The following is a 23628-nucleotide window of genomic DNA, read 5'->3' as shown; positions in this document are numbered from 1 at the left end:
GCCTCCTGAAGGACTTTTATTTCATTGTAATTAGGAGTACTATGGCGGGCATTGACTTAAATCAAGACTCTGAATCAATCAAGCGAAGTAAGTATCATTGTTATCGCGTTATCAACAAAGGATCGCTCCGGGCGGGATTTCAAGAGTACAGTAAGCCCAATTAGCGATACGATTAGTGCCTGTGCCAAGGCCTTCGCATTTACACCACCCTTAAGCTCACCTGATTGTATACCACGTTCAATAGTTTCTTGAAATATGACCGATAGATACATTTGGTGTTCTCTTGTAAGAATCTCGAATTTCTCATCATGAGGTGCTAGCTCAACCATTGTATTGATGCAAAAACATCCTCGGTTCACACTGCCTGCATACTCCTCCGCCACCACATCTTCAAAAAAACTACGAAAGACTTTTTTTACGGATGGATTGCTTTGAAGTTGGGCTCGGACACGGGAAGCATGGGACATCGTGTATTTACGTAGCGCAGCTTCGAACAATTCTTTTTTGTCTCCAAAAGCTGAGTATATACTGGGGCGTTGAATGCCCATTCTGGAAGTTAAATCGCTTAATGAGGTAGCCTCATATCCCTTCTCCCAAAATAGCTCCATAGCTGATTCTAATACTTTTTCCTCGTCAAATTCGCGGGTTCGAGCCATTATTAACACCCCTCGTTATATTTGATTTCAATAATTTATTACCGAACAGTATTTTATAATACTAGAACTAGTCGTCTATATTGTCAAATCAAAGTCGGTAGCATCAAATATTTATGTTGACACACGCCATATTGTAAGATAAATTTACTGAGCATAATAACATACTGATCAGTATGAAATGTGTTTGCGATTTAAATTTAACAGAGAAAGGGTGTGTCCAAAATGCAGGGGACTAAAGAAAAGCTTTCGTCACAAGAGACGCATACGCCATCTGATTCTATTCATGCTTCCTCGATGCCTCGGTATATGACACTTTTGTTTGCCGTTGTCTGCGGGATGTCGGTTGCAAACATCTACTTTGCTCAACCGTTGCTTGATCATTTGTCGAAAGAATTTGGTATTGATTATTCAACCATTGGTATTCTTATTACTATCACGCAGATTTTTTATGCAGTAGGGCTGTTACTGCTCGTGCCACTAGGAGATTTACTGAATCAGCGCCGCCTGATTATCGGCCAGATGTTATTATCTGTGGTGGCTTTGATTATCGTGGGTACTGCCTCTTCCAGCACGGTACTATTCGTAGGTATGGCTTCAGTGGGACTACTCGCTGTTGTAACGCAGACGCTTGTTGCGTTCGCGGCGACAATGGCTGCCCCTGCCGAACGCGGGCGAGTCGTAGGCATGGTCACAAGTGGAATTGTGATTGGAATACTTCTTGCGCGATCCATTTCAGGAATACTTACAGATCTTGCAGGTTGGCGTTCCGTATACCTTTTTTCTGCTGCTTTAATGCTTTGTATGGTGTGTACATTATTTAGGGTGTTGCCAAATGTGAAACGTGAGGTAAAAACACTGTCATACGCTCAGCTGCTTAGCTCAGTGTTTATGTTGTTTGTACAAGAGAGAGTATTGCGTATCCGCGCTATTCTGGCTTTGCTGATTTTTACTGCTTTCAGTATTCTGTGGACTTCTGTGGTCTTGCCTCTTAGTGCTCCGCCGTTATCACTTTCACATACTGCAATTGGGGCATTTGGTCTGGCGGGAATTGTGGGAGCATTAGCTGCTGCACGGGCGGGAAAGCTAGCGGATCAGGGTCATGGACAGAGAACGACAGGCATAGCTTTACTTCTATTGTTGATTTCATGGTGGTTTATCAGTTTTACGGAGCAGTCGCTGTTGGCATTGGTCATTGGTATTGTTCTGCTTGATTTGGCAGTGCAGGCGGTGCATGTCACCAATCAAAGTATAATACTTACCTTGCGCATGGAGGCACGTAGTCGGCTCACCGCAGGGTATATGGTTTTTTACTCCATTGGAAGTGCTACCGGATCGATTGCCTCCACTCAAATCTATTCTCACTATGGCTGGAACGGGGTATGTTGGCTTGGAGCTTCTGTTAGTGCTGTGGCTTTTTTATTTTGGGCTTTAACCTTGCGTGCTACGAATGCCGCGTTGCAACGGCGCCCTGCTTGGAAATAATCGGGGCAAGTCAATAAGGGTTGAGGTTCCGCTTTCCGGGCATGTTATTTAAAACAGGTTTGGGAGGGGATAAGGATGTCTAGAAGGAACAGGAAATATGCAGTGCCGGGAGCCAGCCGCGGAATGCAAATTTTTAAAGCGGAAGTGATGCGGCGCGAGGGGTATGATGTAGATCCGGAGCGGCCTGATGATGTGAAATACGAAGTTGCAAAAGAACTGGGTGTCCCTTTGGAGCGCGGTCAAAATGGTCATTTGAGCACAGAATCGGTGGGCCAGATCGGCGGTAAAATTGGTGGATCGATGGTCCGCGAAATGATTCGTCTCGCACAGCAGCAATTGGTGGATCAGGAAAGGCAGTAGCATTTTTCTAATTTATGTTGCAGAGATCGCGGGAGGCGGTTTTCGTCCTATATTGTATGGGACTGAGACCGTCCTTTCGGTGTTTGCGTTATTTTATATTTGTATAGTAAAAAAATTCCTGGAATTCCCTAAAACAACCTGATTCATGGTAGAATTTTACCGATGTTCCACGGTATAGTGGAGAAGGATATATCATCATTCAAGTCTGTAGTGGGAGAGGAATTATCAGATGAATCAGAGATATCGCAAACGCAACACGGCTGCTTTTACGGGGGCATCGTATTTTGCATTGGGGGCAGGACTTTTTCTATTCTGTTTGGGAGTGTACAACGACACTTGGGAGCTAAACGTAAAAGGGTATTATTTGCTTTGTATGGTGTTAATTACGATTTCCTGTATCGTTGTGCAAAAGGTGGTTAGGGACAATACAGAGGATAAAGAATTTCGTTTGGATAACCCTAAACACAGGATGAGAAACACAGGGGCCTTCACAATTATGGCTTTTGTGGGTTTGATTATCGGGTATGCGATGTTTTTTATTGGCCTTTACAATGCTCCATTTGAATTAAATGTAAAGGGGTATTACATAGCTGTTATTCTCTTGATTTCTTATAGCGCTATTGGCGTTCAGAAAGTGACGCGGGATAACGCGGAAGATAACGAGATTCTTGCCGAGCAAGAGGCGAGACGGGACATCCAAGGGTAAAGAGGAATATAGCCAGCTTTCTCGCTGGCAACAGCAGGCTGCTTCAACTTTACTTACCATCATAAATTGTAAACAGGAGCTTCGTGAATTTACGGAGCTTCTTTTTATTTTTTGAAATAGCAGCAATAATCTCACCGATCTGAACATTATGAGGACTATTTGTTAGAACAACATCCTTAGTTTGGATTGTTTTTTACTATACGGTTCTCTATACTCTTCATAATACTTGAAGTAGGAGTGGATAATAGATGATCCGTCTGAAGGATATAGGGAAGTTCGAGGAACTGCCGCAAATGGCCATGCATATTTACAAAGGAAATATTCCGGAATTAGAGGCTGCCATTAGAGCAGGCTGGGATATTGAAGAGGGCATCGTCCTTAGCAAATATACCACGTTAACCCCGTTAGATTTGGCGCTTATATCAGAGAGAATGGATGTCATAAAGCTGCTGGTACAGCACGGGGTAAATCTGAATGTGAAGAATAATCCGGCTTTTTTGCTCGCGGTTCGCTATTGTAAAGAAGATATCGTCCGCTATATTGCAGCACAAGGGGCCAAACTGGACAAGCTTAATCAGGTCAAGTCAGGTGCATATTCGCAGGCCTACTATGGCAACAAAAACAATATCCCGCTCATACATGAGCTAGGATTAGATATTAAGCAGCATGGTGGGGCTGTATTACGCAAAGCGGTGTCAGATCACGACCTTAAGACCGTTGCTTATTTATTGGATCATGGGGTGGACATTAATTACAACAATTCCGATATGGTCTATCCTTATCAAGCCACTCCGTTAACGGTTGCCACAAGAATGGGTAATCAAGCGATGGTACAATATTTGATTGAACGTGGCGCAGACGTTACCTTGGCGGAAAAAGATGGCGATCGCCCTTACACCATTGCTGTGAGCAATAAGAATACAGCTTTGGCTGACTTTTTGAAATCGTTAGAGCCGGCTGAATTTCATGATATCGAGAATAAGAAGTTTGAGCTGAGAAAATATAAATTGTCTGATGAATTGGTTAGCTTTCTTACTGGAACAAAACTGCGTCTTGAGCTAACACAAAATGAATATGAAATTAGATATATCGACTTTTTCACATTAACTGATACCATTGAAATAAAAATCGGCCGGCAAAAGCTGCTCCGTCTGTCAGCCGATATAGATAATTACTCTGATCTGCTGCTTATGTGGAATCCGAAGAAAAAAGGCCTGATAGGCTGTTACGACGTGGAACATCAGACGTACGCGGATTTATGTAGTTTTGCAGATTTTCTCACACAACCGGAGATATACCTCATTAATTTTCTTGAAGGAACATAGTTGTTAATATCTCATGATCTGTCTATTTCTTTTGCAGGAATCATTCTATTCGTCGTTGAATATATCCCGGTAACCGTATTACGTATTCAAAATACGTAGCCACAGGAGGAGAACAACATTGAAATCGATTACCGTTCAAAGCCTTACGGAAACGTTTAAGCTGGAAGTGCTTGCGGGTGCTAGCTGCATGGACCGCGAGATCACTCGCTCTAAGACACATAGACCTGGCCTGGAGTTCGTGGGTTACTTCGACTTTTTCCCCATGAAGCGAGTACAAGTATTGGGCCGTAAAGAAATCAATTATCTGCTAAAGCTAAGCGTTGAGCAACGCAAGTTACATATTGGCAATATCGTTAAGTATCATCCCCCATGTTTTATTGTGACGACGGGTCAGCAGGAGATTCCCTATTTGACTTTATTCTGCGACCAAGAAGGTATACCACTACTTCGGACGGAAGAGACGACGTCAGAGTTCATCGCAAAGATTGATACTTATCTGGTGAAGGCGCTGGCGCCAGAACTTTCAATTCATGGAGTGTGTGTGAACGTGTCTGGCATAGGTGTCCTATTAAGAGGCAAGTCCGGGATCGGAAAAAGCGAAACCGCTCACACGCTCATTAGAAGAGGCCATCGGTTTGTGGCCGATGATGTAGTTGTGCTTAAGAAGCTGGGACCGGCGACGCTTCTCGGCACGCATAATGAAACGACCCGTGAATTCCTAGCGCTGCGCAGTATTGGTCTGATCAATGTTGTACGGCAGTACGGGCGTAGAGCTTTTCAGGAAGAGACACGAATTGTACTCGACATCGAGTTGTCACCATGGCGGGAGAATTCCTTGAATAATGAGCTCGAAATCGAACCCCAGTTCACAGAATATCTTGGCGTGCAAATTCCGCATATTGAAATTCAGCTTCAGCCTGGCCGCGACGTGGCTGGCCTGATCGAGGCGGCTGCGAACAATTGGTACCTTAAACAGCTTGGCTATAGTGCCGTTGAAGAGTTCCTGCAGAGGATCGAAAACGGGATGCAGTCGTAAAGGCAGGATAGAAAGCAGCAATTATAGTTACCATAATTAAAATGGTTTTCTGTATACGAAAAACAGACCGCAGATAAACGCTGCGGTCTGTTTTTCACAGCAAAAAGGGAAGTTGCTTTTTGATTGATAGGGCTAGGACATGCGTTATTGGCTGGGCATAGGTTAGAAATGGTATAATTTCTAATAGGTATTTTGAGTGATCGTTAATAGGAGGTATTAATGATGAGTGATGAGTTATTGGCAAAATTGGATGAATGGCATGAGGAAGATGAATTTCAAGAAATCGTGGATGCAATCACGGAAATTCCTGAAGAGGAAAGAGATTATGTTCTAACTAGTCATTTGGGCAGGGCGCTTAATAATCTCGGGCAATATGAAGAGGCTTTAGAGCAGTATTTGAGCATTGAAGATGAGGGTGAAGGTGACCCGCTCTGGCATTACCGTATCGGGGTTTCTTATTATTATCTGAAAAGATATGACGAAGCTTTAAAAGCGTTTACGATTGCCGATCAGCTGGAACCTGATGATGAAGACACATTGGAGTTTCTGGGCTGGATCAAACGTAAATTGGCTAAAAAAGCTGCGAAAAAGCCTGTAAACAAACCTGCTAAGAAGCCTGTAATAGCGTTGGATACCACTAATTTCTGGGATGACAGCGAGTATGCGTTCTCAGAATATATTTCTGACCCGCCTTCAGATGCATTGATTACTTCAGTACAAGAAGAGCTGGTCTTTAAGCTGCCTGCTTCCTATGTGGATATGATGAAGTTACATAATGGGGGAATTCCTCATAACAATCGTTATCCGATTCCGGGAACAGGAGAATTTATTACGATTTCTGGTATCCTCGGAATTGGACGAGATAAGAATAAGTCGCTGTGTGGAGCTTCAGGAAGCCGGACTGTGATTGAAAATGGACGTTATCCTGAAGTTGGTGTGGTGATCTGTGATTGTCCTTCTGAGAATGAAGTGGTGATGCTGGATTACCGCGAGTTCGGGAATGATGGCGAACCTGAGGTTATTCATGTAGATCGGGATAACAAATACAAAATCACACGTTTGGCTGACAATTTTGAGACCTTTATCAGCGGACTGGTGAAATAGTCTATTTCGCTGGCTAAGAATACTTATAATCAAATCAAGGCATTCCTTAAGAGGAGTGCCTATTTCTATTAGGTGATTATTAGGGAAGCGTCTTTCGGACTCAGCTGACCTTAAATGTAGCTTTTTCGCATATTTGGAATGCCAACGGACCGCATAGCAGCTATTGGCATAAAAAACACCCAATATGAACTCGATTCATAGGAATAGCGTCGCTGGAGTCCGAAACTACGCACAAAAGGCTAAAAACATGCCAATAACGTCATCTGGGTCCGAAAGCCTCAGTGGACGAATACGATTCGGTGATTTAGCTGAAGGTGAGGCTGATTCGATTTCGTTAGGCTTTAACTAGCCAATAATCGGTCTTGAGTCAGCTAATCATCGACCCAAAACACAGAGCAGCGGTGCTCCCATTAATGGGGAACCGCTGCTCTGCTGTCTTTTTCTCGGATCATTGCTGGGTGTTAAACACCTTAGATTGCAGGATATCGAGGGCATGGTTAATCTCGGCTAATTCCTCTGGGGGAACCTCTTTAATCCGGTTCAGAAAACGTTCACCGATCCGTTCAAAAGCTTCGTTCATCATCGCTTGTCCAGCATCAGACAGCCGAATCATTTGCTTACGCCGGTCCTCGGCGACATCAAGCTTCTCACACAGGTTTTTTTCTGTTAATTTCTTCAGCTCACGGCTGGTATTCGGCATAGAGATATTCTTACAATCGCTGATTTGGCTGAGGGTAACAGGCTGGCTAACCGCAATATATTCCAGAATACTATATTGAACGGGCGTAATGCCTTCCGGTCTAACATCTTTGGTAAAGTCAAATGTTACTTCATGGACTGCTGTCGTAAAGGTAACAATTTTCTGAAAAAACGCTTGTTTGTCCATAAGGATCACCTCTTATTGTAAACCTTAACAAAATAATTATCATAATACAATTATCATTTGACAACTAAATAACGGTTGTGATACCATTTTGTTATCAAATGATAATTAAAGAGGTGGAGCAATGAACGTTTTAGTCATCTATACACATCCGAATCATAAAAGTTTAAGTTATGCTTTTTTCAATAAAGTCATTCAGGGAAGTAATGAGAATCAAAAGATCACGAAGATAGAGGTCCTTGATCTTTACGAAGAGCAATTTGATCCTGTGCTGGTCTTTAATGAGAATAAACGTAGAAGAGACATGCATATCGATCCCAAGCTCGAGAAGTATCGGGAGCAGATTCGTCAGGCCGATAAAATTGTGTTTGTGTATCCAATCTGGTGGGGACGTCCTCCCGCGATGTTGCTCGGTTATATTGACCAAATGTTTGCTTCTAATTTCGCTTACAGAGAAAAGGGTGGCCTCATCCCCGAAGGGCTGCTGAAAGGAAAGTCTGTGGTTTGCATTTCCAGCATGAAGGGGCCGACCCTTTATCCTTTATATTGGCTGAATAATTCCCATAAAGTGCTGATGAGAAAAGCATTATTTCAATTTTGTGGCATCAAGAAAGTGAAGTTTTTCGAGTTTGGGAATATGGAGAGTCCGAAAGGGAAACATGATAAGAAGTTAAATCAGGTTTACCAATATTTTAAAGCTGTGGCTAATTAATACCTCGAAAATATCTGCCTATGATTATTCGAGATAACCCGGGGAATGGATGTCTCAAGCGATCCCATAGTTGGATGGTCCAAAACAACGGTGGGATCCTTATCTATTTGACTAGCCAGAACGATTTTATTTTTGCTGGCTAGCTCATGATAGAGGACAGCCATTTCTTCAATATCTTTTGCGGCTAATAAGGGCACTAGTTGTGCTGCTGATGTTATAGCTTCGTTCCTCGTTCGTCCTGAAATCAAATCAAACCAAATGTTCTCCACGATATAAATACGCGCATACATTGTTGTCATACATTTCTTCCACCGGATGCTTTTTCATTTTTTTATAATACCTAGATTAATCTAAAGGAGCTTGTGAGCTCAGATGAAGATGGGCAAATAGCTATCACACCGGTGTAAGGTATGGTGTTGCTGGCTAATTTTTTTTGTTGGCTTTTGAAATAAGGGCTGTTATATTTGAAAATACTATGTAACTTAAGGTTCAGCAACTGGGTATCGACACAATGGAGAGGCGGATTTACATGCAACAAATGTTAGACAGTATGATTAGTGCAACAAATGACTTTCTTTGGTCGAAAATTTTGGTGGTTCTGCTTATTGTTTGTGGAATTTATTTCACCATTCGATCGAAGTTTGTTCAGTTTGGCATGTTTAAAGAAATGTTTAGGGTTCTTAAAGAGTCCAATGAAAGGTCAAAAGATTCCATTTCGTCATTTCAGGCTTTCTGTATCAGTATGGCAGCAAGGGTTGGGACAGGGAATATTACAGGGATCGCAATTGCTATCGCAATAGGTGGACCAGGGGCTGTTTTTTGGATGTGGGTCATAGCTATTATTGGATCAGCGTCCGGATTTATTGAAAGTACTCTGGCACAGGTGTATAAAGTGAAGGACAAGACTGGATTTCGTGGGGGTCCCGCCTATTATATGGAGCAAGGCCTGAAAAAACGTTGGATGGGCGCGGTATTTGCGGTTCTGATCACGTTATCCTTTGGTCTTGTATTTAATGCAGTTCAATCCAATACGATTACAGTGGCCTTTGAGAATTCATTTGGCACTAATCGGGTGATTCTTGGACTTGTAGTCGCTGCTGCTTTTGCGGCTGTTATCTTTGGTGGGGTTAAACGTATTGCTAGAATGTCCGAGTATATTGTTGTGGTTATGGCAGGGATCTATATTGGGGCTGCTGTTATTATTATGTTAATTAATATTACGGAAATACCGGCGATTCTGGCGCTTATTGTGAAAAGTGCTTTCGGATTTGAACAAATCGCGGGGGGATCTTTTGGGGCAGTTATTCTGCAAGGGGTGAAACGGGGACTATTCTCCAATGAAGCGGGAATGGGTAGTGCTCCGAATGCTGCGGCAACTGCAACAACTAGTCATCCGGTGAAACAAGGGCTGATGCAAGCGCTGGGTGTACTTACAGACACGTTACTTATTTGTTCGAGTACTGCTTTTATTATCTTGTTATCCGATGCGTATAAACAGCCAGGGCTGGATGGAATTAAGCTGACACAAGCGGCATTAAGCGAACATATTGGTTCGTGGGCTTCTGGATCCCTAGCGATCATGATTTTGTTGTTTGCTTTCAGTACGTTAATCGGAAATTATTATTATGGTGAGACCAATATAGAATTCTTGAACTCCAATAAAAAAGTATTACTATTCTATAGATACAGCGTCTTGGCGATGATTATTTTTGGCTCCGTAGCTAAGGTTCAATTGGTATGGGACTTGGCTGATTTATTTATGGGCTTCATGGTCATCGTGAATTTGATCGCTATCCTTTTGTTATCTAAAGTGGCCTTTGCCGCCTTGCAGGATTATAAGCGCCAGAAGCGGGCAGGGAAGGACCCTGTCTTTTATAAAGATAGCATAGAGGGTCTGGAAAACGTGGAGTGTTGGGACAATTCTTCAGACATAAAAACATAGTAGGGTAAGTATTTGCGGGCTCAGGAAACTGAGCCCTTTTTGCTGTAGGCACTTAAATATCTATGCATTATTTGTTGAGAATTTCTTCTATGATTTGTTTTGACTCTGTTTTAAACTGCTCAATATTTTCGCTTATAAGCAGCACTTTTTTATTGTCCAATAGGATATATGAAGGGTAAGTGTTGATCTTCAAATCCTCTTTTAAGCGGTCGCCCTCTTTCGAATCTTTTTTGATAACACCTGCTTTGCTGATACAAGTCATATTTTCCTTGTAAATATCCTCAAGCTCTTTAGTTTGCTCAAAAAAACGATCGTTCTCCGATAAAATTAGGATTGAAAAAGATTTATTTTCTTGAGTAAGGTATGGCGTCAAAAAGTCATCTTTTTTCTGATTACCATTACAAGCTGCGATAAAGATTAAAGTAATCAAGCTTATCAGCATAATTACTAAGGCGTTTTTTTTCATATATACACCCTATTCTTTTGTATTCATAACGACAATTATGTTTTGAACTCCACATTAACTTCTAGACTTACTAGATCATATCCTGTTTTCAGTTATAAATGAAAATAATGAAATATTTTTTGAAAAAAAGCAAAAAAAGACTTACATTAATCATTTTTATATTGCTATAATAACAAACAGACCGGTTGGTATGTTAGGGGGAGTACGTTACTGTGGATACAAAATCGCTAATGATTGAGACGGCGACACTTCTTTTTCAGCAAAAAGGATATAAAAATGTAGGCGTGAATGAAATTTTAAAAGCCTGTAATGTGACCAAAGGAGCGCTTTATCATCATTTTCCAAATGGAAAAGAAGAACTATTAATTGCTTGTTTAAAGGGCTTAAATGAAGCAATTACGATAGATATTGAGGATATTTTTAAAAAGCATCCATCGACGTTAGAAGCTATACAATCCATGATCGACAAGTTGATTCACAACTTAGAAACCGAGGGCACGATTACCGGATATACCTTTAGCAGTATTGTCAGTGAAATGGCTACGGTGAGTGAACCTGTTCGCCAGGCATGTAGCTTGCTCTATGAGAACATGGAACGAATTTACTGCGATAAGCTTGTAACTGAAGGTTATTCGCAGGAATCAGCCTCCGAGATGGCATTGTGGATGACGGCTTCGATCGAAGGCGCGATGATGTTGTGCCTAACGCAAAAATCTACAACTCCCTTAAAAACTATCGCCAAACTATTACCGACAATATTGAAAGGAAGAACATCATGAATCAAGAAGCAAGATTACCAAGAAACGCTAAGGAGGGGGCATTATATGGTGCAATCATTTCTACACTGACGGTACTGTTTATGTCCTCAATAAATATCATTTTAGGGGTTGGAGAATTTAATGGTGAGGTTGCCTTAACGATTCTTAAGGTGTTTCCGATCATTTGGGTAATTGTCATGATTATTGAGCCTGTTGTTATTGGCCGTATTGCCGAAAAGCTGACAGCTATATTCACACAACCTACAGATAGCTTCAACGCCAAAATCCTATTCCGTATCTTATTCACCGTACTAGGAATGTCATTTTGTATGACGTTTATTGGAGACATTATCGGAAACGGGTTGAGTTCTCAAACGTTTAATCACTTCTTAGCCAATTGGCCAAGAAATTTCCTAATTGCACTGTTCGCTGAAAGTATATTGATACAGCCGTTTGCAAGATTTGTGATGGTAAAGCTACATGCTTCTCAGGACAAAAAGAAATCCAGCGCTGTTGGCGTAACTATACATGGATTATCAGAACAAAATTCCTAACCTAAATAAGCTCTCAGGCGAAGCGATTCGTTTGAGAGCTTTTCTATTACCGTGTATAATGATGTTTTGGTTGAATAATTGAAACTCAAATCTTTGCCCGATATCTTTCGGGTAAGCCCTCCTATAAAAAAATGAAAGCATAACAATGAAAGGTGATTTTCTAACATGATGATCTATAGTCGTCTTGCCATAATGATGCCCCCATTTCCCTAGCTAGGCTCATATTCTTGTAGTTGTTCGAGGATATAAGCTTGTAGGAGGGCGAAAATAAGATGAAAAAATATGCAGCACCATCGTTACTTTTAATGATTGTTCTTGTGGCTTTTCCGCAAATTAGTGAGACGATTTACACTCCATCTTTACCGGATATCGCAGTAGCACTTGGGGCCACCAATAGTTCTGTACAGTTAACGTTAAGTATATATTTTATTGGATTTGCTTTAGGAGTTTTTAGCTGGGGTTGGTTGTCTGACTTCATCGGGCGGAGATCTTCCATGCTGGCTGGACTTCTTGTATACGGTATGGGAAGCTTGATGTGTTTTTACTCAGAATCCATTCATCTGCTGTTAGTCAGCCGGTTTATACAAGCGTTTGGAGCAGCAACAGGTTCGATTATTACCCAAACCATTCTTCGTGAGAGTGTCTCCGGGAATAAACGGCATGTTATGTTTGCCCAAATCTCGGCGGTCATTGCTTTTACTCCCGCAGTAGGTCCGTTAATTGGCGGATGGGTGGATCAAGCTTTTGGTTTTCGAGCGGTTTTCTTTACATTAGTAATGATGAGTGTGTTGTTATTTATGTATGCTTTTTGGAAGCTGCCAGAAACCACTGATGTTTCCATGAGAAAAAAGGTGGCTATTCTGCCTATAGTCAAAAAAATGCTCGCATTGCCACGTGTATTGGTGTTTGGATTACTAATTGGAGGCATTAACGGAATCTTGTTCAGCTATTATGCTGAAGCTCCTTTTATATTTATTGAACACTTTCAGATTTCACCAGGAGTCTATGGTTTTCTCGGCATTATTGTGGCTTTGGCGTCGATTGTAGGCGCAATGATCTCCAAAAGATTATTAACCCTCTATGCCCCAGAAAAAATAATCCATATCGGCTGTCTAGTAATGGCGAGCGGAGCCTTGCTATTAACAATCGCAAGCAGTCTTGACTCGCTGCCGGATATGATAGTGATCGTATGTATTCTAATAACGCTGTTTGTCCTATTAATGGGTGCAGGGATTGCTTTACCTAATTGTCTAAGTCTTGCTCTTGTTCAATTTCAGGATGTTGTAGGAACAGCAGGTGCGATATTCAGCTTGGGCTATTATTTGCTTGTTAGCTTGGCGACGTGGGGAATGAGCGCTCTTCATAATGGTTCATTACTGACGATGCCTATTTATTTCTTAGGGATTAGCGGCGGAATGTGGTTATTAGGCAAAAAATTTATTGTAGTGGAATAGAAATAACTTCTTAGTCATTGGATTAGTAGGAAGATATGGATCGGGGCATCCATAAATTAAGGGCAGTCTGGAACTTTTTGAGTTCCGGACTGCTTTTTGTTTGTTAGTCCACTTCTGGCACAATGACTTGGATATGACGAGGGAGAACACTTAGCGTAATAGGCAAAGTTGGACCTTCTTCGCCATCTACATTGGTTCTTACGGTTTCTGGAGAGCTTACACTTACATTGTGGGCTGTGAAATAGACAACGTCTTTATGATCCTTAAGGGTACCCAGCAGTAAAGATATACTGGCTGTAATGGTATTGAATATACTGAGGTCCAAAATAATAAAACAATGAAGCAGACCGTCGTCAACCGCAGCATCCGGTATTAGATTCTCGAACCCGCCGACTGAGTTGGTTAATACGGCGAGAAAGAGTAAGGAGTCTCCTTGCCATATTTGTTCATCATGGTCAATGACAAGGGGGTGGGCTGTAGGGCTTGTAAGTTGTTTAAGACCTTCTTTCAAGTATGCCAATGAGCCGAGTTTGGTTTTATCTTCGGAGGATACAGAGGATAATGCTCCGGCAATTGAACCTACAGCAACCACGTTGCCGAACAGGCGGTCATTTAAGCGACCGATATCTACTGTTTTTAAATTTGAGGAGGCAAGGGTTTGAATGGCTATTTCGGGATTCAGTGGAATTTGTAATGCACGGGCGAAATCATTAGCCGTTCCTAAAGGAACCACACCTAACTTTGGGTGGTGTTCCTGATCGATAAGACCATTAATGGTCTCGTGAAGCGTGCCATCCCCGCCGATGGAGATCACCAGATCATAACCTTCCTCACAAGCAGCGATGGAATAACGAGTGGCGTCTAGTTCTTTTGCCGTCTCCTTGATCGTAACGGAGTAGTCTTTATCACTTAGAACTCTTGTTGCATATCTGACATATTGGCTGGCTTCTTCTTTGCCGGAGGAGGGGTTAATAATAATCATAGCTTGCCGCATAAGGATAATCCTCTCTATTGTGATCTAGTAGGAGTTTATTCTTACCATTACCCCAAAGTAGACCGGCAGAACTCGTTCTCATAAAAAAAGATGAGCAAGAATGACCTAAGTCATCCTGCTCACCTGTTTGTTCAATTAATAGACTTTATCTCCATTAAAAATAGAGTTCTTAACGATAACGTAATCCACATTACGGATAGCCTCTAACTTATTGCCTCCTGCATAAGAGATGGAGGATTGAAGATCCTGCTCCATTTCTCTTAGGGTTTCTGCTAAAGCCCCTTTATGCTCAACCGCAATTTTTTTACCTTCGACGTTCTTCTTTTCACCTTTTTGGTATTCTGAAGCGGAGCCAAAGTATTCTTTATAGAGCTTCCCAGCGATTTCAATGGTTTCACCCGGAGATTCCTCATGACCGGCAAATAGTGAACCAATCATGACCATTGAAGCGCCAAATCGTACGGATTTAGCAATATCACCGTGTGTGCGAATACCTCCATCGGCAATAATTGGTTTGCTTGCAGCTTTGGCACACAAGCGTAGTGCAGCTAACTGCCAGCCGCCTGTACCGAATCCAGTTTTGATCTTAGTGATACATACTTTCCCTGGTCCAATCCCAACTTTAGTAGCATCAGCTCCAGCGTTTTCTAATTCTCTAACGCCTTCAGGTGTTCCTACATTTCCTGCAATAACAAAACTGGCAGGCAGGTATTGTTTAATATGTTTGATCATCCGAATAACTGCTTCGGAGTGGCCGTGTGCAATATCAATTGTAATGAATTCCGGAACCAGCTGTTCTTTGGATAATTGTTCGACGAAATCATACTCTTCTTCTTTAACTCCGACGCTGATGGATGCGATTAATTCACGGGAGTGCATGTCTTTGATGAAAGACGTACGTTTCTCCGGTTCAAAACGATGCATAATGTAGAAATAGCCATTTTGCGCCAAGGAGATAGCGATCTTCTCATCAATGATGGTTTGCATGTTGGCAGGTACCACCGGCAATCTAAATTTATGCCCACCGAGGGTGACTGATGTATCACACTCCGAACGGCTGTTTACGATACATTTTGCAGGAATTAATTGAATATCTTCATAATCGAATACTTCTTTCATAATTTACACCTCTAAATGCGAACATTATAGTATTTTGGTTTGTTAATTGTTCGTCCAAATTGTAATGTACCTCATTCTGCGCCGTAAGTCAAAATTCTAGTACATTATGGTGTGAATTGGACATAATTATACGGCAAATTGGTGTACAGCATTCTTTTTCCTCCACTTAAAAAAGCTTGAAGGCAATATAAGCAGCAACAATCCAAATAATGATCGCGGAGATCTTATTAATAATCCGCATGATTTTGCCGCTGGAGTCGATTTGTCCTACGGTTTTTCCGGCTACAGCCAGCCCAAAGAACCAAATCCATGACACTAGGATAGTCGCGCCAGCAAATACAACTTTGTCTACGCCTGTGTAACTAAGTGAGCTAGTGCCGATGACGCCAATAGTATCCAAAATCGCATGTGGATTTAATAAAGAAACGGACAGCGCGAACAGGATTTGTTTTTTGGAGGATAGAGGCGTTGCGTCTTGCGCTGACGATGTAGGTGTACTTTTCCAGATAGACCATCCCATATACAAAAGAAATAAAAGTCCTACAGCAAATAAAGCGGTCTGCAGAACGGGGATGGCAAACACAAGGACTGAAACACCTAATACGGCTAATAGAATAAGCAGGGTATCGCATAAAGCGGCTGTAACAATAACGGGAATGGCTTTTTTAAAATGTGGCTGCGAGGCCCCTTGGTTAAATACAAAGACATTTTGTGCGCCAAGTGGAAGAATTAATCCAAAGGCCAGTGCAATGCCATGAAGTAGTGCGGCTAACATAGTTTATTATTCCTCCGATAGTGTTCATACTTTATAGAATTGGCTGTCCTATTGGTTCAATTGGTTTACTACAATTTTATGGACAAATAATATGTACTATCATACAGTCTGTGTTTTGATTTAAAAAGCTGCTTATTCAGAGGGCATTGAATGATTAATTACACTAATTACACCATTAGTAAAAATGTCATCTCAACTCATGACTTTTTGTAACTAGTGAGCCCTTAAGGGGTTACACTATAATAAAGATTAAGTCAGCAGAGTATATAGGGGGAAATGCCTTGTTTAATCTGGTCAAACAGTGGTTCTGGTACGATTGGCTCGTCCTCCTGTTTCGGATTTGTTTTTCTACTTCTTTTTTGGTCACCATGTGTTATCTTTCGGAGGATTTTACGATTCCTTTCTGGATCGCGTTTGTTTGGGGCGTGGTCTCTTTTTCTGTGCCTTGGTTTTGTTTGCAGCTGCATTACAAGTATTATCTGATAGCGGAGATCCTTTTTTCGGGTGGGCTTTGTTTATATTTGGCTGCTTTGTTTCCTGAATCGTACGTAACTTTTCTGCCTATCGCTTTTATGATCGCCAGCAATAGTGCACAGAAGTCCTATCGTTGGACAGCTCCGATCACGGTCATTTTGATTCCAATTATGTTATCTAGATTGTCACAACAAATGGATGCTGTATCGATGATTGTTAACATGGGTTTGGTGTATACGCTTGGGTTCGCTTTTCATTTACTGGTGGTGAATCACAAGCAGGGCAGAATTATTAAGGAGCAAAATGCTGTTTTAGAGCAGTACATCTCGCAAGTTGAACGTATGACACTTCTGGAAGAACGAGATCGTTTATCCAAAGATCTGCATGATACGGTGGGGCATTCTTATACTTCAATTATTATGGGGCTAGAGACTTTACGTTCGGAGGTGAATACTTCTGAAGGGGAGCACAAAATAGATGCCTTGTTAAAGTTAACCCGCAATGGCTTGGATGATGTTCGGCGATATTTGCACCATGTGGGCGCTTCGGAGGATTCATTGACGCTAATGCAGTCCCTACAGAAATTAGTGGATGATTTCCAGACCTTCTCCAAGGTTAAGATTCGCTTAAGAACATTCGGAGAGCCGTATACAGTATCTAAGCAGGCCCAAATGACATTATACAGATGTTTGCAGGAGTCGATAACCAACGCTGTACGTCATGGTCAAGCCAGTGAAATTGTCATCAGCTTACATTATGAAGAGAAGCTGATTCGGCTGGATGTGCAGGATAATGGATTAGGCACTGAAGATTTAAAAGCAGGATTTGGTGTGAATGCGATGAAGGAGCGTGCCTCCAACTTGCAAGGACAAGTGTATTTCTACTCTAAGCCAGGGGAAGGGACCTTAGTGACCTGCAGTTTACCAAGGCTTGAAGAGATACAGGAGGAAACGATTCGTTTATTGCTGGTAGATGATCAACCCTATATCCGGGATAGTCTGCGAATTATTCTAGAGCAGGAGCCGGATTTTGTGATCAATGGGTTAGCTGAGAATGGTGAACAAGCGATAAGCTTCTGCGAGCAGGAACAACCTCACGTGGTGCTGATGGACTTAAATATGCCGGGCATGGACGGTGCGGAAGCGACCAAGCTTATTAAGCAAAAGTGGCCAGGGGTACGAGTGTTGATCCTGACTACTTTTCAAGAAGCAGATATGGCAGTCGAAGCACTGCAAAACGGGGCAGATGGCTACTTGTTAAAGTCTACCGAGCCGCAGGAGCTGTTCGAAGGAATACGTCTCGTACATCGGGGCGTAAAGATGATTACACCCGATATTACGAATGTATTAATTGATCACTATGAGATGCATCCAGCTTCAGAGGCGCCACCGACAGAGAAGAGTAATGAATATGGACTGACTCCGCGTGAGCTGGAGATTCTAGAATGCCTCTCGAAGGGAATGCGTTATAAAACTATTGCCGCTAAACTATATCTGTCCGATGGAACGGTGAGGAATTACGCGTCCACCATCTATGCCAAGCTCGGGGTACGAAACCGTGAGGAGGCAGTCGAGAAGGCTTTTGGCATTTCGGATTAATCCTGACCGAAGTATTTGAAATTGATGAGCACCTTATTGTTTGCTTTCCCTTGTGGGAGTAGGCAGTAGGGTGTTTTTTTTGTCATATGACATTATGGCACTGGTCGATTTTACACCAAAAGCACTAGCATAGGAGTTACTTAGAAATGAACAATTTTTATTGCAGAGAGGGAGAGAAAAACATGAATCAAATAATCCGGAAACATGTGAGGAATTTTTGTTTCTTATTAATTACTTTTGCCACAGGGCTATTTTACTTTTGTTTTTATTTGGTGGGCATTACCTTTGGAGTTTCGATGTCCTTCACCTTAGTGGGGATCCCGATCCTTTATTATGTTTTGCGTTCTACCGAGACTTTTTTACAGCATGAGCGAATTCGAACTAAAGTCTATACGGATATCTCGGTTCGCACGCTTCCAACCCGATCTCAAGAAGAAGGCAGCTTGTGGGAAAGGGTTAAGGCAGAGTTTCTGGATGAACATAACTGGAGAGCGATTTTAGGGTTGATGTTGCAGTTTGGAATCGGCATGGTCAGTCTCATTTGTGCCACTCTTTTTTACTTGACCCCTATTATTCTCTTGTTGTCACCTGTCCTGTATTTATTAGATGTGTCCTCTATATCGCTATTTGGGATTGAAAATAAAACATTCAACATCTCACTTTTCTTCATGTTGTTAGGTGCAGTGTCTCTATGGATAGGTGCTTATCTCGGAAACAGTCTGGTAAAGATGATCGGCAGGTATACGCGGCGTTTAGTGAAGGATTTTGCTAGAAGATAAATTTAAACAGGAAAGAAGGAAAAATGATGGTAACCTCAGTTCCATTTATAAAATTATTCTCACAATCCCTTTGGATGATGTGGGAGAACATATTTGCTGTCATCACCAAATTTCGTAGTCAGTCCGTGCGTAGATATGGGATATGTAAGTTGGTAGTGTTGAAATATCACGGAGAAAGTTTGGTCTGCCAAGATGGGCAACGGATACTTCCGGGAGATTGGGTGGGTGAGCTTCATTTGGACAATCGCCAGATTGTGCAGCTGACACGTACGCTTGGCGCAGATCGGGCCGGAATTCGTACGGCACGCATGCTTCGCGAGGCTATGAAGGAGATCAGTCGTGATCTAGACAGCAATCCGGAACTAAGCAAAGTAAACGCGCTAACCGGGATTACACTGCTTCACCGGGGGATTATTCATGGAATAGGGTTTGAGCAGCGTCCTATCAAGTCCAAATGGCAGCGGCACTGGTTCGGGATATACCTTCGTTTTTTACTTCGCATGCTGCATCCGGAAGGGAAACATCGTGTAGAGGACAGCACAGAGAAGTTATCTCCCATGATGCTTGTGCTTAGCAAGCAGTCCTTGAAAGCGCGGTTTGCCCCGCGTAAGACAGAGGCGGCTTCCTAATGTGGGCCTTCATAATTTTAGCAGTGGATGTGATTGTTCTTTATATGATCGTTCCTTTTGCGCTTACCCGAATATTGGGATGGGGGGTTCACTCGGAGGTAGGTGCAGAGAAAGAAATTGCGTTTACGTTCGATGACGGTCCGGATCCTTGTTATACACCTGAACTTCTAGATCTATTAAAAGAGCATGGCATAAAGGCGACCTTCTTCGTATTGGGCAAAAAAGCGCAGAAATATCCGGAACTGATCGAGCGTATGCACAGAGAAGGGCACCAAATCGGCATTCATAATTATACTCATACACCCAACTGGATCCAGTTCCCCTGGACCAATAGACGGAAGCAAGTAGATCGCACAGCAGACATTGTTGAGCGAATTACAGGAGAGCGGCCTATCTTTTACCGCCCACCTTGGGGGCTTCTCAATCTAGGGGATTTCTTTTTGCTAAGAGAATCTTATCGAATCGTATTGTGGTCTGTTATGGTCGGAGATTGGAAAGCGTCACTGAGTGCAGAACAATTAAAGGATGCCTTAATAAAAAAAATAAAACCAGGCTCAATCATTGTTCTACACGACAGCGGAGATACACCGTGGGCAGATGAAGAAGCGCCCTTGAATATGATCACTGGATTAGAAGAAGTCTTAAAAGAAATGGATAAAAAGGGTCTGAAGTGTCTGCGGATGGATGAACTGCTGAACAAGGAAGTTAGTTATAGTAGAGAAGCTAGATCCAGAGTCAAACATAGGGGTCAGATTGATCTGTAGCTATTGAAATTTCTCAATCATTTTTTATATGGCAAGGGCTATGGTAACATTTAGAGTAAAGCGGTCCGTACCTATATAAATTGTTGAGAAAAGGATGGGGTAGCATGTTGAATGCTTCTTATTGGTTAACCAATATAAGATTAGAACAAGGTTATGTTATTGAGGATGGGCAAGTAGCGGGTACGAATACGAAGGTTTGTCATCTCCGCATTGACGGGGATAAGATTTCAGAAGTTGTTGGAGCAGACATCGAGCTTCAGAGCCAGCTCCCGAAATACGACTGTAAAGAGTTGTTGATGCTGCCTTCTTTCGAAGAAGCACATATCCATTTAGATAAAACATATTTCGATGGACCTTGGAGAGCGGTAAAGCCTGCGTCCAGTGTTTTCGAACGGATTGAGGAAGAGAAGGTATTATTGCCTAAGCTGCTGCCCATGGCGAGACAACAAGCAGAGAGCATCCTGACGCTTATTCAGGGGTTTGGTGCCACACATGTGCGCAGCCATTGCAATATTGAGCCTGTCAGCGGCTTGCAACGATTAGAAGCGACTGTACAAGCATTAAATGCATTCGCGGGTAAAATTTCATCTGAAATTGTGGCGTTTCCGCAACATGGCCTGCTGCGCTCGGATTCTGTACAGCTGGTAAAACAGTCTCTGGCAGAGGGAGCAACCTTTGTAGGCGGAGTAGATCCTTATACGGTGGATGGAGATATCGAGAAGTCACTTCAGACGATGGTGGAATTAGCAGTGATGAGTAATGCCGGCATTGATATTCATTTACATGATGGAAAAGAAGCGGGAAAGAAAACACTGACGCGGTTAGCTGATCTGACGGAAGAAGCTGGCTTGCAAGGAAAGGTCACGGTCAGTCATGCGTTCTGGTTCGCAGGAGCTCAGCAGCAAGAGGCAGAAGAGGTAGCTAAACGGATGGCATCACTGGGTATGACTATTGCATCCACAGTGCCTATTGGAAGAATGATGATGCCACTTCCGATGCTGCACAGCCAAGGGGTAAAAGTGAAGCTGGCAACAGATAGCCTTACCGATCACTGGTCCCCTTTTGGAAATGGAGATCAACTGGAGAAGGCAGGGCGTTACGCGGAGTTGTACGGCTGCAATGATGAATTGGCATTATCTCAATCTCTCAGATTTATAACAGGAGGATTAACACCCCTTGATCCAAAAGGCGAGCAGGTATGGCCAAAGGTTGGCGACACTGCTAGCTTTGTGCTGCTGCATGCCAGCTGTTCGGCTGAAGCAGTAGCCCGAAGAGCGCAGCGCCAAGCCGTCTGGTACGAAGGCCGACTGGTGAGTGGTTCGATAACAAATAGAGACCTGTGAGGCAGATGATATGCTCCTCTCTACCTATCTGCAACAGTATAAATCTGCGATCCTCTCACTCCCGAAGGGTACAGTGCTAACTAAACAGGATCTGCAGGTGGATAAGCTTCTAATGGAGCGTAATGGCAAGGTGGAAATGTATTATGCCCCCCATAATGAGTACATTAATCCTTCTGCTAAGGTGATCATTATAGGGTTAACGCCCGGGTTCACACAAATGGGCATAGCGATACAAGAAGCGATCATAAGTCTGGAAGCTGGTTTGTCAGATGAAGAGGTATGTAGGACAGCGAAGGAAGCGGCCAGATTCGCAGGCTCCATGCGGAACACGTTAATTCATATGTTAGATACACTTAAACTGCATCAACACTTGAACCTAACCTCTTGTGAAGAACTATTTCAGCAGCAGACGATCCTGCACACTAGCTCTTTATTGCGTTTTCCCGTGTTCGTGGATAAGAAAAATTATAGTGGGGCCCAGCCCAAGCTACTTTCAAATTCACTCCTCAGGGCGCAGGCATTATCTTCCTTGCGTGAGGAGCTGAACATACTGAGCCGGGCCTTAATTATTCCCTTAGGAAAAACAGTGGAAAGTATACTTCAACTCCTTGTGTCCGCAGGTGAGCTTGATAAACAACGCTGCTTATGGGGATTTCCCCACCCCTCGGGCGCCAACGGACATCGATATAAGCAGTTCGCCAGCCAGCAAGAACAAATGGTGAAGATACTGCATAATCATTCATGGAGGGGCTGATTCAAGCTTCCCATCAGATGATCTACATGAAGTCGAAAAAATAACGAATGACATGAAAAAAGACCGGTGAAGTGTAGGTCAAGCTATCGATCCGGCTTAAATGGCTTTGCTTCAATGCCACGAATTTATCGCCATCGCCGATTAGCAGATCCCGCTTTAACACGGAAACCGTTAAACTGCCAAAGAAGCCGCTCAAGCTGATCAACATGCCTGACAGTAACCCGAAGATTGGGTTGAGCGGCGTCAGGTAGGGATAGATTAGATAGGAAACTCCTGTTGTGATGACAAATGCGAAAGCGAAACCCTCCCAAGTCAAATACGGATTGGCGGTGGGAACTATTTTCCGCTTCCCTACATAAAGTGATGCGAGATAGTGGACCACATCATTGAGCTGCGTTAGCACTACTAGAAAAAGCACAAGCCCCGCTCCATACTCCGGTGTAGCAAATTGAAAGTAGGCCAAGTGGCTAAGTCCGAATACCATCAGCATAAGCCCCCATTGGGTGGAGCTGACACTACGCATAAAACCAACCGTGCCCTTATTAATCATTCTGGGCAGCGGTAGGAGCAAGAATACATAAACCGGGATGAAGACAATAAACATTCCGTACCACTCGATATAAATCCAGTAGAACTGCAACGGGATGGATAAGTAAGCCCACAGAAATAGCCTGCGGTCCGATTTTCGTGATTTCATCATAGAGAAATACTCTTTCAGTGCAAAGAAGCAGAGCACCATGAGAGACAGCAGAGAGACGACGGGATTAAATAGGGTAGCTAGGCAAAAGATAAAAAGCATTCCCCACCACGTCTTGATACGAAAGCCAATGCCCGTATAATCCTTATTTGGCTGTAGCTTCCCTATAACTACATACATCAAGTGAATGGCCGATAAGGCCGCAAAGATAAGAATTATAGTTAATAAAGAGCGGTCGATAATTGATCACCAACTTGTCCTAGA

25 protein-coding genes and 1 pseudogene are annotated in these 23628 nt (G+C 42.7%); 18 read left to right on the top strand and 8 right to left on the bottom strand.

Annotated features, from left to right (window positions below; genetic code table 11):
- Window positions 1–74 precede the first annotated feature (74 nt).
- Window positions 75–656: a TetR/AcrR family transcriptional regulator gene (locus tag MHH46_RS31250; RefSeq protein ID WP_076191566.1), complete on the bottom strand. Its 582-nt coding sequence runs from the start codon at window positions 654–656 to the stop codon at window positions 75–77.
- A 294-nt stretch (window positions 657–950) separates the two neighbouring features.
- Between MHH46_RS31250 and MHH46_RS31245 the strand changes: the two genes are divergently transcribed.
- From MHH46_RS31245 to MHH46_RS31215, 7 genes and pseudogenes are all read left to right on the top strand, one after another.
- On the top strand, window positions 951–2138 hold the full coding sequence (locus MHH46_RS31245; protein ID WP_076124378.1) for an MFS transporter: 1188 nt from the start codon (window positions 951–953) through the stop codon (window positions 2136–2138).
- Between the two features lie 75 nt (window positions 2139–2213).
- On the top strand, window positions 2214–2498 hold the full coding sequence (locus MHH46_RS31240; protein ID WP_076179251.1) for an alpha/beta-type small acid-soluble spore protein: 285 nt from the start codon (window positions 2214–2216) through the stop codon (window positions 2496–2498).
- A gap of 229 nt (window positions 2499–2727) precedes the next feature.
- Window positions 2728–2910, top strand: a pseudogene (locus MHH46_RS31235) (YiaA/YiaB family inner membrane protein); the annotation flags it as partial.
- 57 nt (window positions 2911–2967) lie between these two features.
- Window positions 2968–3204, top strand: coding sequence for a YiaA/YiaB family inner membrane protein (locus MHH46_RS31230; RefSeq protein ID WP_305953524.1), 237 nt, complete (start codon window positions 2968–2970; stop codon window positions 3202–3204).
- A 248-nt stretch (window positions 3205–3452) separates the two neighbouring features.
- A complete protein-coding gene (locus MHH46_RS31225; RefSeq protein ID WP_076124213.1) occupies window positions 3453–4529 on the top strand; it encodes an ankyrin repeat domain-containing protein in 1077 nt (358 codons plus the stop codon).
- Window positions 4530–4647: 118 nt separating this feature from the next.
- Window positions 4648–5565, top strand: coding sequence for an HPr(Ser) kinase/phosphatase (gene hprK / locus MHH46_RS31220; protein WP_076124211.1), 918 nt, complete (start codon window positions 4648–4650; stop codon window positions 5563–5565).
- Window positions 5566–5787: 222 nt separating this feature from the next.
- Window positions 5788–6669, top strand: a complete 882-nt coding sequence (locus tag MHH46_RS31215; protein ID WP_076124209.1) for an SMI1/KNR4 family protein — start codon at window positions 5788–5790, stop codon at window positions 6667–6669.
- Between the two features lie 448 nt (window positions 6670–7117).
- Here MHH46_RS31215 and MHH46_RS31210 read toward each other — a convergent pair whose 3' ends face one another.
- Window positions 7118–7555 carry a MarR family winged helix-turn-helix transcriptional regulator gene (locus tag MHH46_RS31210; RefSeq protein WP_076124207.1) on the bottom strand — a complete coding sequence of 146 codons (438 nt, stop codon included), beginning with the start codon at window positions 7553–7555 and terminating at the stop codon, window positions 7118–7120.
- Between the two features lie 121 nt (window positions 7556–7676).
- Between MHH46_RS31210 and MHH46_RS31205 the strand changes: the two genes are divergently transcribed.
- Complete coding sequence (locus tag MHH46_RS31205) at window positions 7677–8264, top strand: NAD(P)H-dependent oxidoreductase (protein WP_076124205.1); 588 nt, start codon at window positions 7677–7679, stop codon at window positions 8262–8264.
- Here MHH46_RS31205 and MHH46_RS31200 read toward each other — a convergent pair.
- Window positions 8261–8563, bottom strand: a complete 303-nt coding sequence (locus MHH46_RS31200; RefSeq protein WP_076124203.1) for a hypothetical protein — start codon at window positions 8561–8563, stop codon at window positions 8261–8263. The genes MHH46_RS31205 and MHH46_RS31200 overlap by 4 nt on opposite strands.
- A 230-nt stretch (window positions 8564–8793) precedes the next feature.
- Between MHH46_RS31200 and MHH46_RS31195 the strand changes: the two genes are divergently transcribed.
- Window positions 8794–10206 (top strand): sodium:alanine symporter family protein, encoded by a 1413-nt coding sequence (locus MHH46_RS31195; RefSeq protein WP_036682317.1) that lies wholly within the window; start codon window positions 8794–8796, stop codon window positions 10204–10206.
- A gap of 67 nt (window positions 10207–10273) precedes the next feature.
- Here MHH46_RS31195 and MHH46_RS31190 read toward each other — a convergent pair whose 3' ends face one another.
- The gene (locus MHH46_RS31190) at window positions 10274–10672 is read right to left on the bottom strand and encodes a hypothetical protein (protein WP_076124201.1); all 399 of its coding nucleotides are present in this window, start codon (window positions 10670–10672) and stop codon (window positions 10274–10276) included.
- A 212-nt stretch (window positions 10673–10884) separates the two neighbouring features.
- On the opposite strand from MHH46_RS31190, the gene MHH46_RS31185 reads away from it, so the two are divergent.
- From MHH46_RS31185 to MHH46_RS31175, 3 genes are all read left to right on the top strand, one after another.
- Entirely contained in the window at window positions 10885–11451 is a 567-nt protein-coding gene (locus MHH46_RS31185; RefSeq protein WP_076124199.1) for a TetR/AcrR family transcriptional regulator, read from the top strand.
- Window positions 11448–11984 carry a DUF2798 domain-containing protein gene (locus MHH46_RS31180; protein ID WP_076124197.1) on the top strand — a complete coding sequence of 179 codons (537 nt, stop codon included), beginning with the start codon at window positions 11448–11450 and terminating at the stop codon, window positions 11982–11984. The genes MHH46_RS31185 and MHH46_RS31180 overlap by 4 nt, the downstream gene beginning before the upstream one ends.
- Window positions 11985–12256: 272 nt before the next feature.
- Window positions 12257–13438, top strand: a complete 1182-nt coding sequence (locus tag MHH46_RS31175; protein ID WP_076124195.1) for a multidrug effflux MFS transporter — start codon at window positions 12257–12259, stop codon at window positions 13436–13438.
- A gap of 103 nt (window positions 13439–13541) precedes the next feature.
- Here MHH46_RS31175 and MHH46_RS31170 read toward each other — a convergent pair whose 3' ends face one another.
- From MHH46_RS31170 to MHH46_RS31160, 3 genes are all read right to left on the bottom strand, one after another.
- Window positions 13542–14432, bottom strand: a complete 891-nt coding sequence (locus MHH46_RS31170; protein WP_076124193.1) for a diacylglycerol kinase family protein — start codon at window positions 14430–14432, stop codon at window positions 13542–13544.
- A 135-nt stretch (window positions 14433–14567) separates the two neighbouring features.
- On the bottom strand, window positions 14568–15551 hold the full coding sequence (gene guaC, locus MHH46_RS31165) for a GMP reductase (RefSeq protein WP_036682307.1): 984 nt from the start codon (window positions 15549–15551) through the stop codon (window positions 14568–14570).
- A gap of 166 nt (window positions 15552–15717) precedes the next feature.
- Window positions 15718–16326 (bottom strand): LysE/ArgO family amino acid transporter, encoded by a 609-nt coding sequence (locus MHH46_RS31160; RefSeq protein WP_076124191.1) that lies wholly within the window; start codon window positions 16324–16326, stop codon window positions 15718–15720.
- A gap of 281 nt (window positions 16327–16607) precedes the next feature.
- On the opposite strand from MHH46_RS31160, the gene MHH46_RS31155 reads away from it, so the two are divergent.
- The 6 genes from MHH46_RS31155 (at window position 16608) to MHH46_RS31130 (ending at window position 22667) form a co-directional block, all read left to right on the top strand.
- Complete coding sequence (locus tag MHH46_RS31155) at window positions 16608–18398, top strand: hybrid sensor histidine kinase/response regulator transcription factor (protein WP_076191568.1); 1791 nt, start codon at window positions 16608–16610, stop codon at window positions 18396–18398.
- 182 nt (window positions 18399–18580) lie between these two features.
- Window positions 18581–19177 (top strand): sensor domain-containing protein, encoded by a 597-nt coding sequence (locus tag MHH46_RS31150; RefSeq protein WP_076124185.1) that lies wholly within the window; start codon window positions 18581–18583, stop codon window positions 19175–19177.
- 23 nt (window positions 19178–19200) lie between these two features.
- Window positions 19201–19806, top strand: a complete 606-nt coding sequence (locus MHH46_RS31145; protein ID WP_254847726.1) for a YkoP family protein — start codon at window positions 19201–19203, stop codon at window positions 19804–19806.
- The gene (locus tag MHH46_RS31140) at window positions 19806–20570 is read left to right on the top strand and encodes a polysaccharide deacetylase family protein (protein WP_076132805.1); all 765 of its coding nucleotides are present in this window, start codon (window positions 19806–19808) and stop codon (window positions 20568–20570) included. Before MHH46_RS31145 ends, MHH46_RS31140 begins: the two co-directional genes overlap by 1 nt.
- A 104-nt stretch (window positions 20571–20674) precedes the next feature.
- On the top strand, window positions 20675–21913 hold the full coding sequence (locus MHH46_RS31135) for an amidohydrolase (protein ID WP_076191571.1): 1239 nt from the start codon (window positions 20675–20677) through the stop codon (window positions 21911–21913).
- Window positions 21914–21986: 73 nt separating this feature from the next.
- Entirely contained in the window at window positions 21987–22667 is a 681-nt protein-coding gene (locus tag MHH46_RS31130; protein ID WP_256717190.1) for a uracil-DNA glycosylase family protein, read from the top strand.
- 22 nt (window positions 22668–22689) lie between these two features.
- Here the strand turns inward: MHH46_RS31130 and MHH46_RS31125 are convergent, their stop codons facing one another.
- Window positions 22690–23604 carry a phosphatidate cytidylyltransferase gene (locus tag MHH46_RS31125; RefSeq protein ID WP_076132799.1) on the bottom strand — a complete coding sequence of 305 codons (915 nt, stop codon included), beginning with the start codon at window positions 23602–23604 and terminating at the stop codon, window positions 22690–22692.
- Window positions 23605–23628: the final 24 nt, after the last annotated feature.

The sequence above is a fragment of the Paenibacillus sp. FSL H8-0175 genome (assembly GCF_045040615.1).
GTDB lineage: Bacteria > Bacillota > Bacilli > Paenibacillales > Paenibacillaceae > Paenibacillus_AQ > Paenibacillus_AQ odorifer.
Note: the sequence above shows the minus strand (reverse complement) of the source record. Positions and strands in the feature narration are given on the sequence as shown.

Bases quoted from the DNA above. Each gene is read 5' to 3' on its own strand.
- MHH46_RS31180 (WP_076124197.1), top strand. From the start codon at position 11,448: ATGAATCAAGAAGCAAGATTACCAAGAAACGCTAAGGAGGGGGCATTA.
- MHH46_RS31245 (WP_076124378.1), top strand. From the start codon at position 951: ATGCCTCGGTATATGACACTTTTGTTTGCCGTTGTCTGCGGGATGTCG.
- MHH46_RS31140 (WP_076132805.1), top strand. From the start codon at position 19,806: ATGTGGGCCTTCATAATTTTAGCAGTGGATGTGATTGTTCTTTATATG.
- MHH46_RS31190 (WP_076124201.1), bottom strand. From the start codon at position 10,672: ATGAAAAAAAACGCCTTAGTAATTATGCTGATAAGCTTGATTACTTTA.
- MHH46_RS31145 (WP_254847726.1), top strand. From the start codon at position 19,201: ATGATGGTAACCTCAGTTCCATTTATAAAATTATTCTCACAATCCCTT.
- MHH46_RS31250 (WP_076191566.1), bottom strand. From the start codon at position 656: ATGGCTCGAACCCGCGAATTTGACGAGGAAAAAGTATTAGAATCAGCT.
- MHH46_RS31200 (WP_076124203.1), bottom strand. From the start codon at position 8,563: ATGACAACAATGTATGCGCGTATTTATATCGTGGAGAACATTTGGTTT.
- MHH46_RS31205 (WP_076124205.1), top strand. From the start codon at position 7,677: ATGAACGTTTTAGTCATCTATACACATCCGAATCATAAAAGTTTAAGT.
- MHH46_RS31240 (WP_076179251.1), top strand. From the start codon at position 2,214: ATGTCTAGAAGGAACAGGAAATATGCAGTGCCGGGAGCCAGCCGCGGA.
- MHH46_RS31215 (WP_076124209.1), top strand. From the start codon at position 5,788: ATGAGTGATGAGTTATTGGCAAAATTGGATGAATGGCATGAGGAAGAT.
- MHH46_RS31225 (WP_076124213.1), top strand. From the start codon at position 3,453: ATGATCCGTCTGAAGGATATAGGGAAGTTCGAGGAACTGCCGCAAATG.
- MHH46_RS31170 (WP_076124193.1), bottom strand. From the start codon at position 14,432: ATGCGGCAAGCTATGATTATTATTAACCCCTCCTCCGGCAAAGAAGAA.
- MHH46_RS31210 (WP_076124207.1), bottom strand. From the start codon at position 7,555: ATGGACAAACAAGCGTTTTTTCAGAAAATTGTTACCTTTACGACAGCA.
- MHH46_RS31160 (WP_076124191.1), bottom strand. From the start codon at position 16,326: ATGTTAGCCGCACTACTTCATGGCATTGCACTGGCCTTTGGATTAATT.
- MHH46_RS31195 (WP_036682317.1), top strand. From the start codon at position 8,794: ATGCAACAAATGTTAGACAGTATGATTAGTGCAACAAATGACTTTCTT.
- MHH46_RS31135 (WP_076191571.1), top strand. From the start codon at position 20,675: ATGTTGAATGCTTCTTATTGGTTAACCAATATAAGATTAGAACAAGGT.
- guaC (WP_036682307.1), bottom strand. From the start codon at position 15,551: ATGAAAGAAGTATTCGATTATGAAGATATTCAATTAATTCCTGCAAAA.
- MHH46_RS31150 (WP_076124185.1), top strand. From the start codon at position 18,581: ATGAATCAAATAATCCGGAAACATGTGAGGAATTTTTGTTTCTTATTA.
- MHH46_RS31175 (WP_076124195.1), top strand. From the start codon at position 12,257: ATGAAAAAATATGCAGCACCATCGTTACTTTTAATGATTGTTCTTGTG.
- MHH46_RS31230 (WP_305953524.1), top strand. From the start codon at position 2,968: ATGAGAAACACAGGGGCCTTCACAATTATGGCTTTTGTGGGTTTGATT.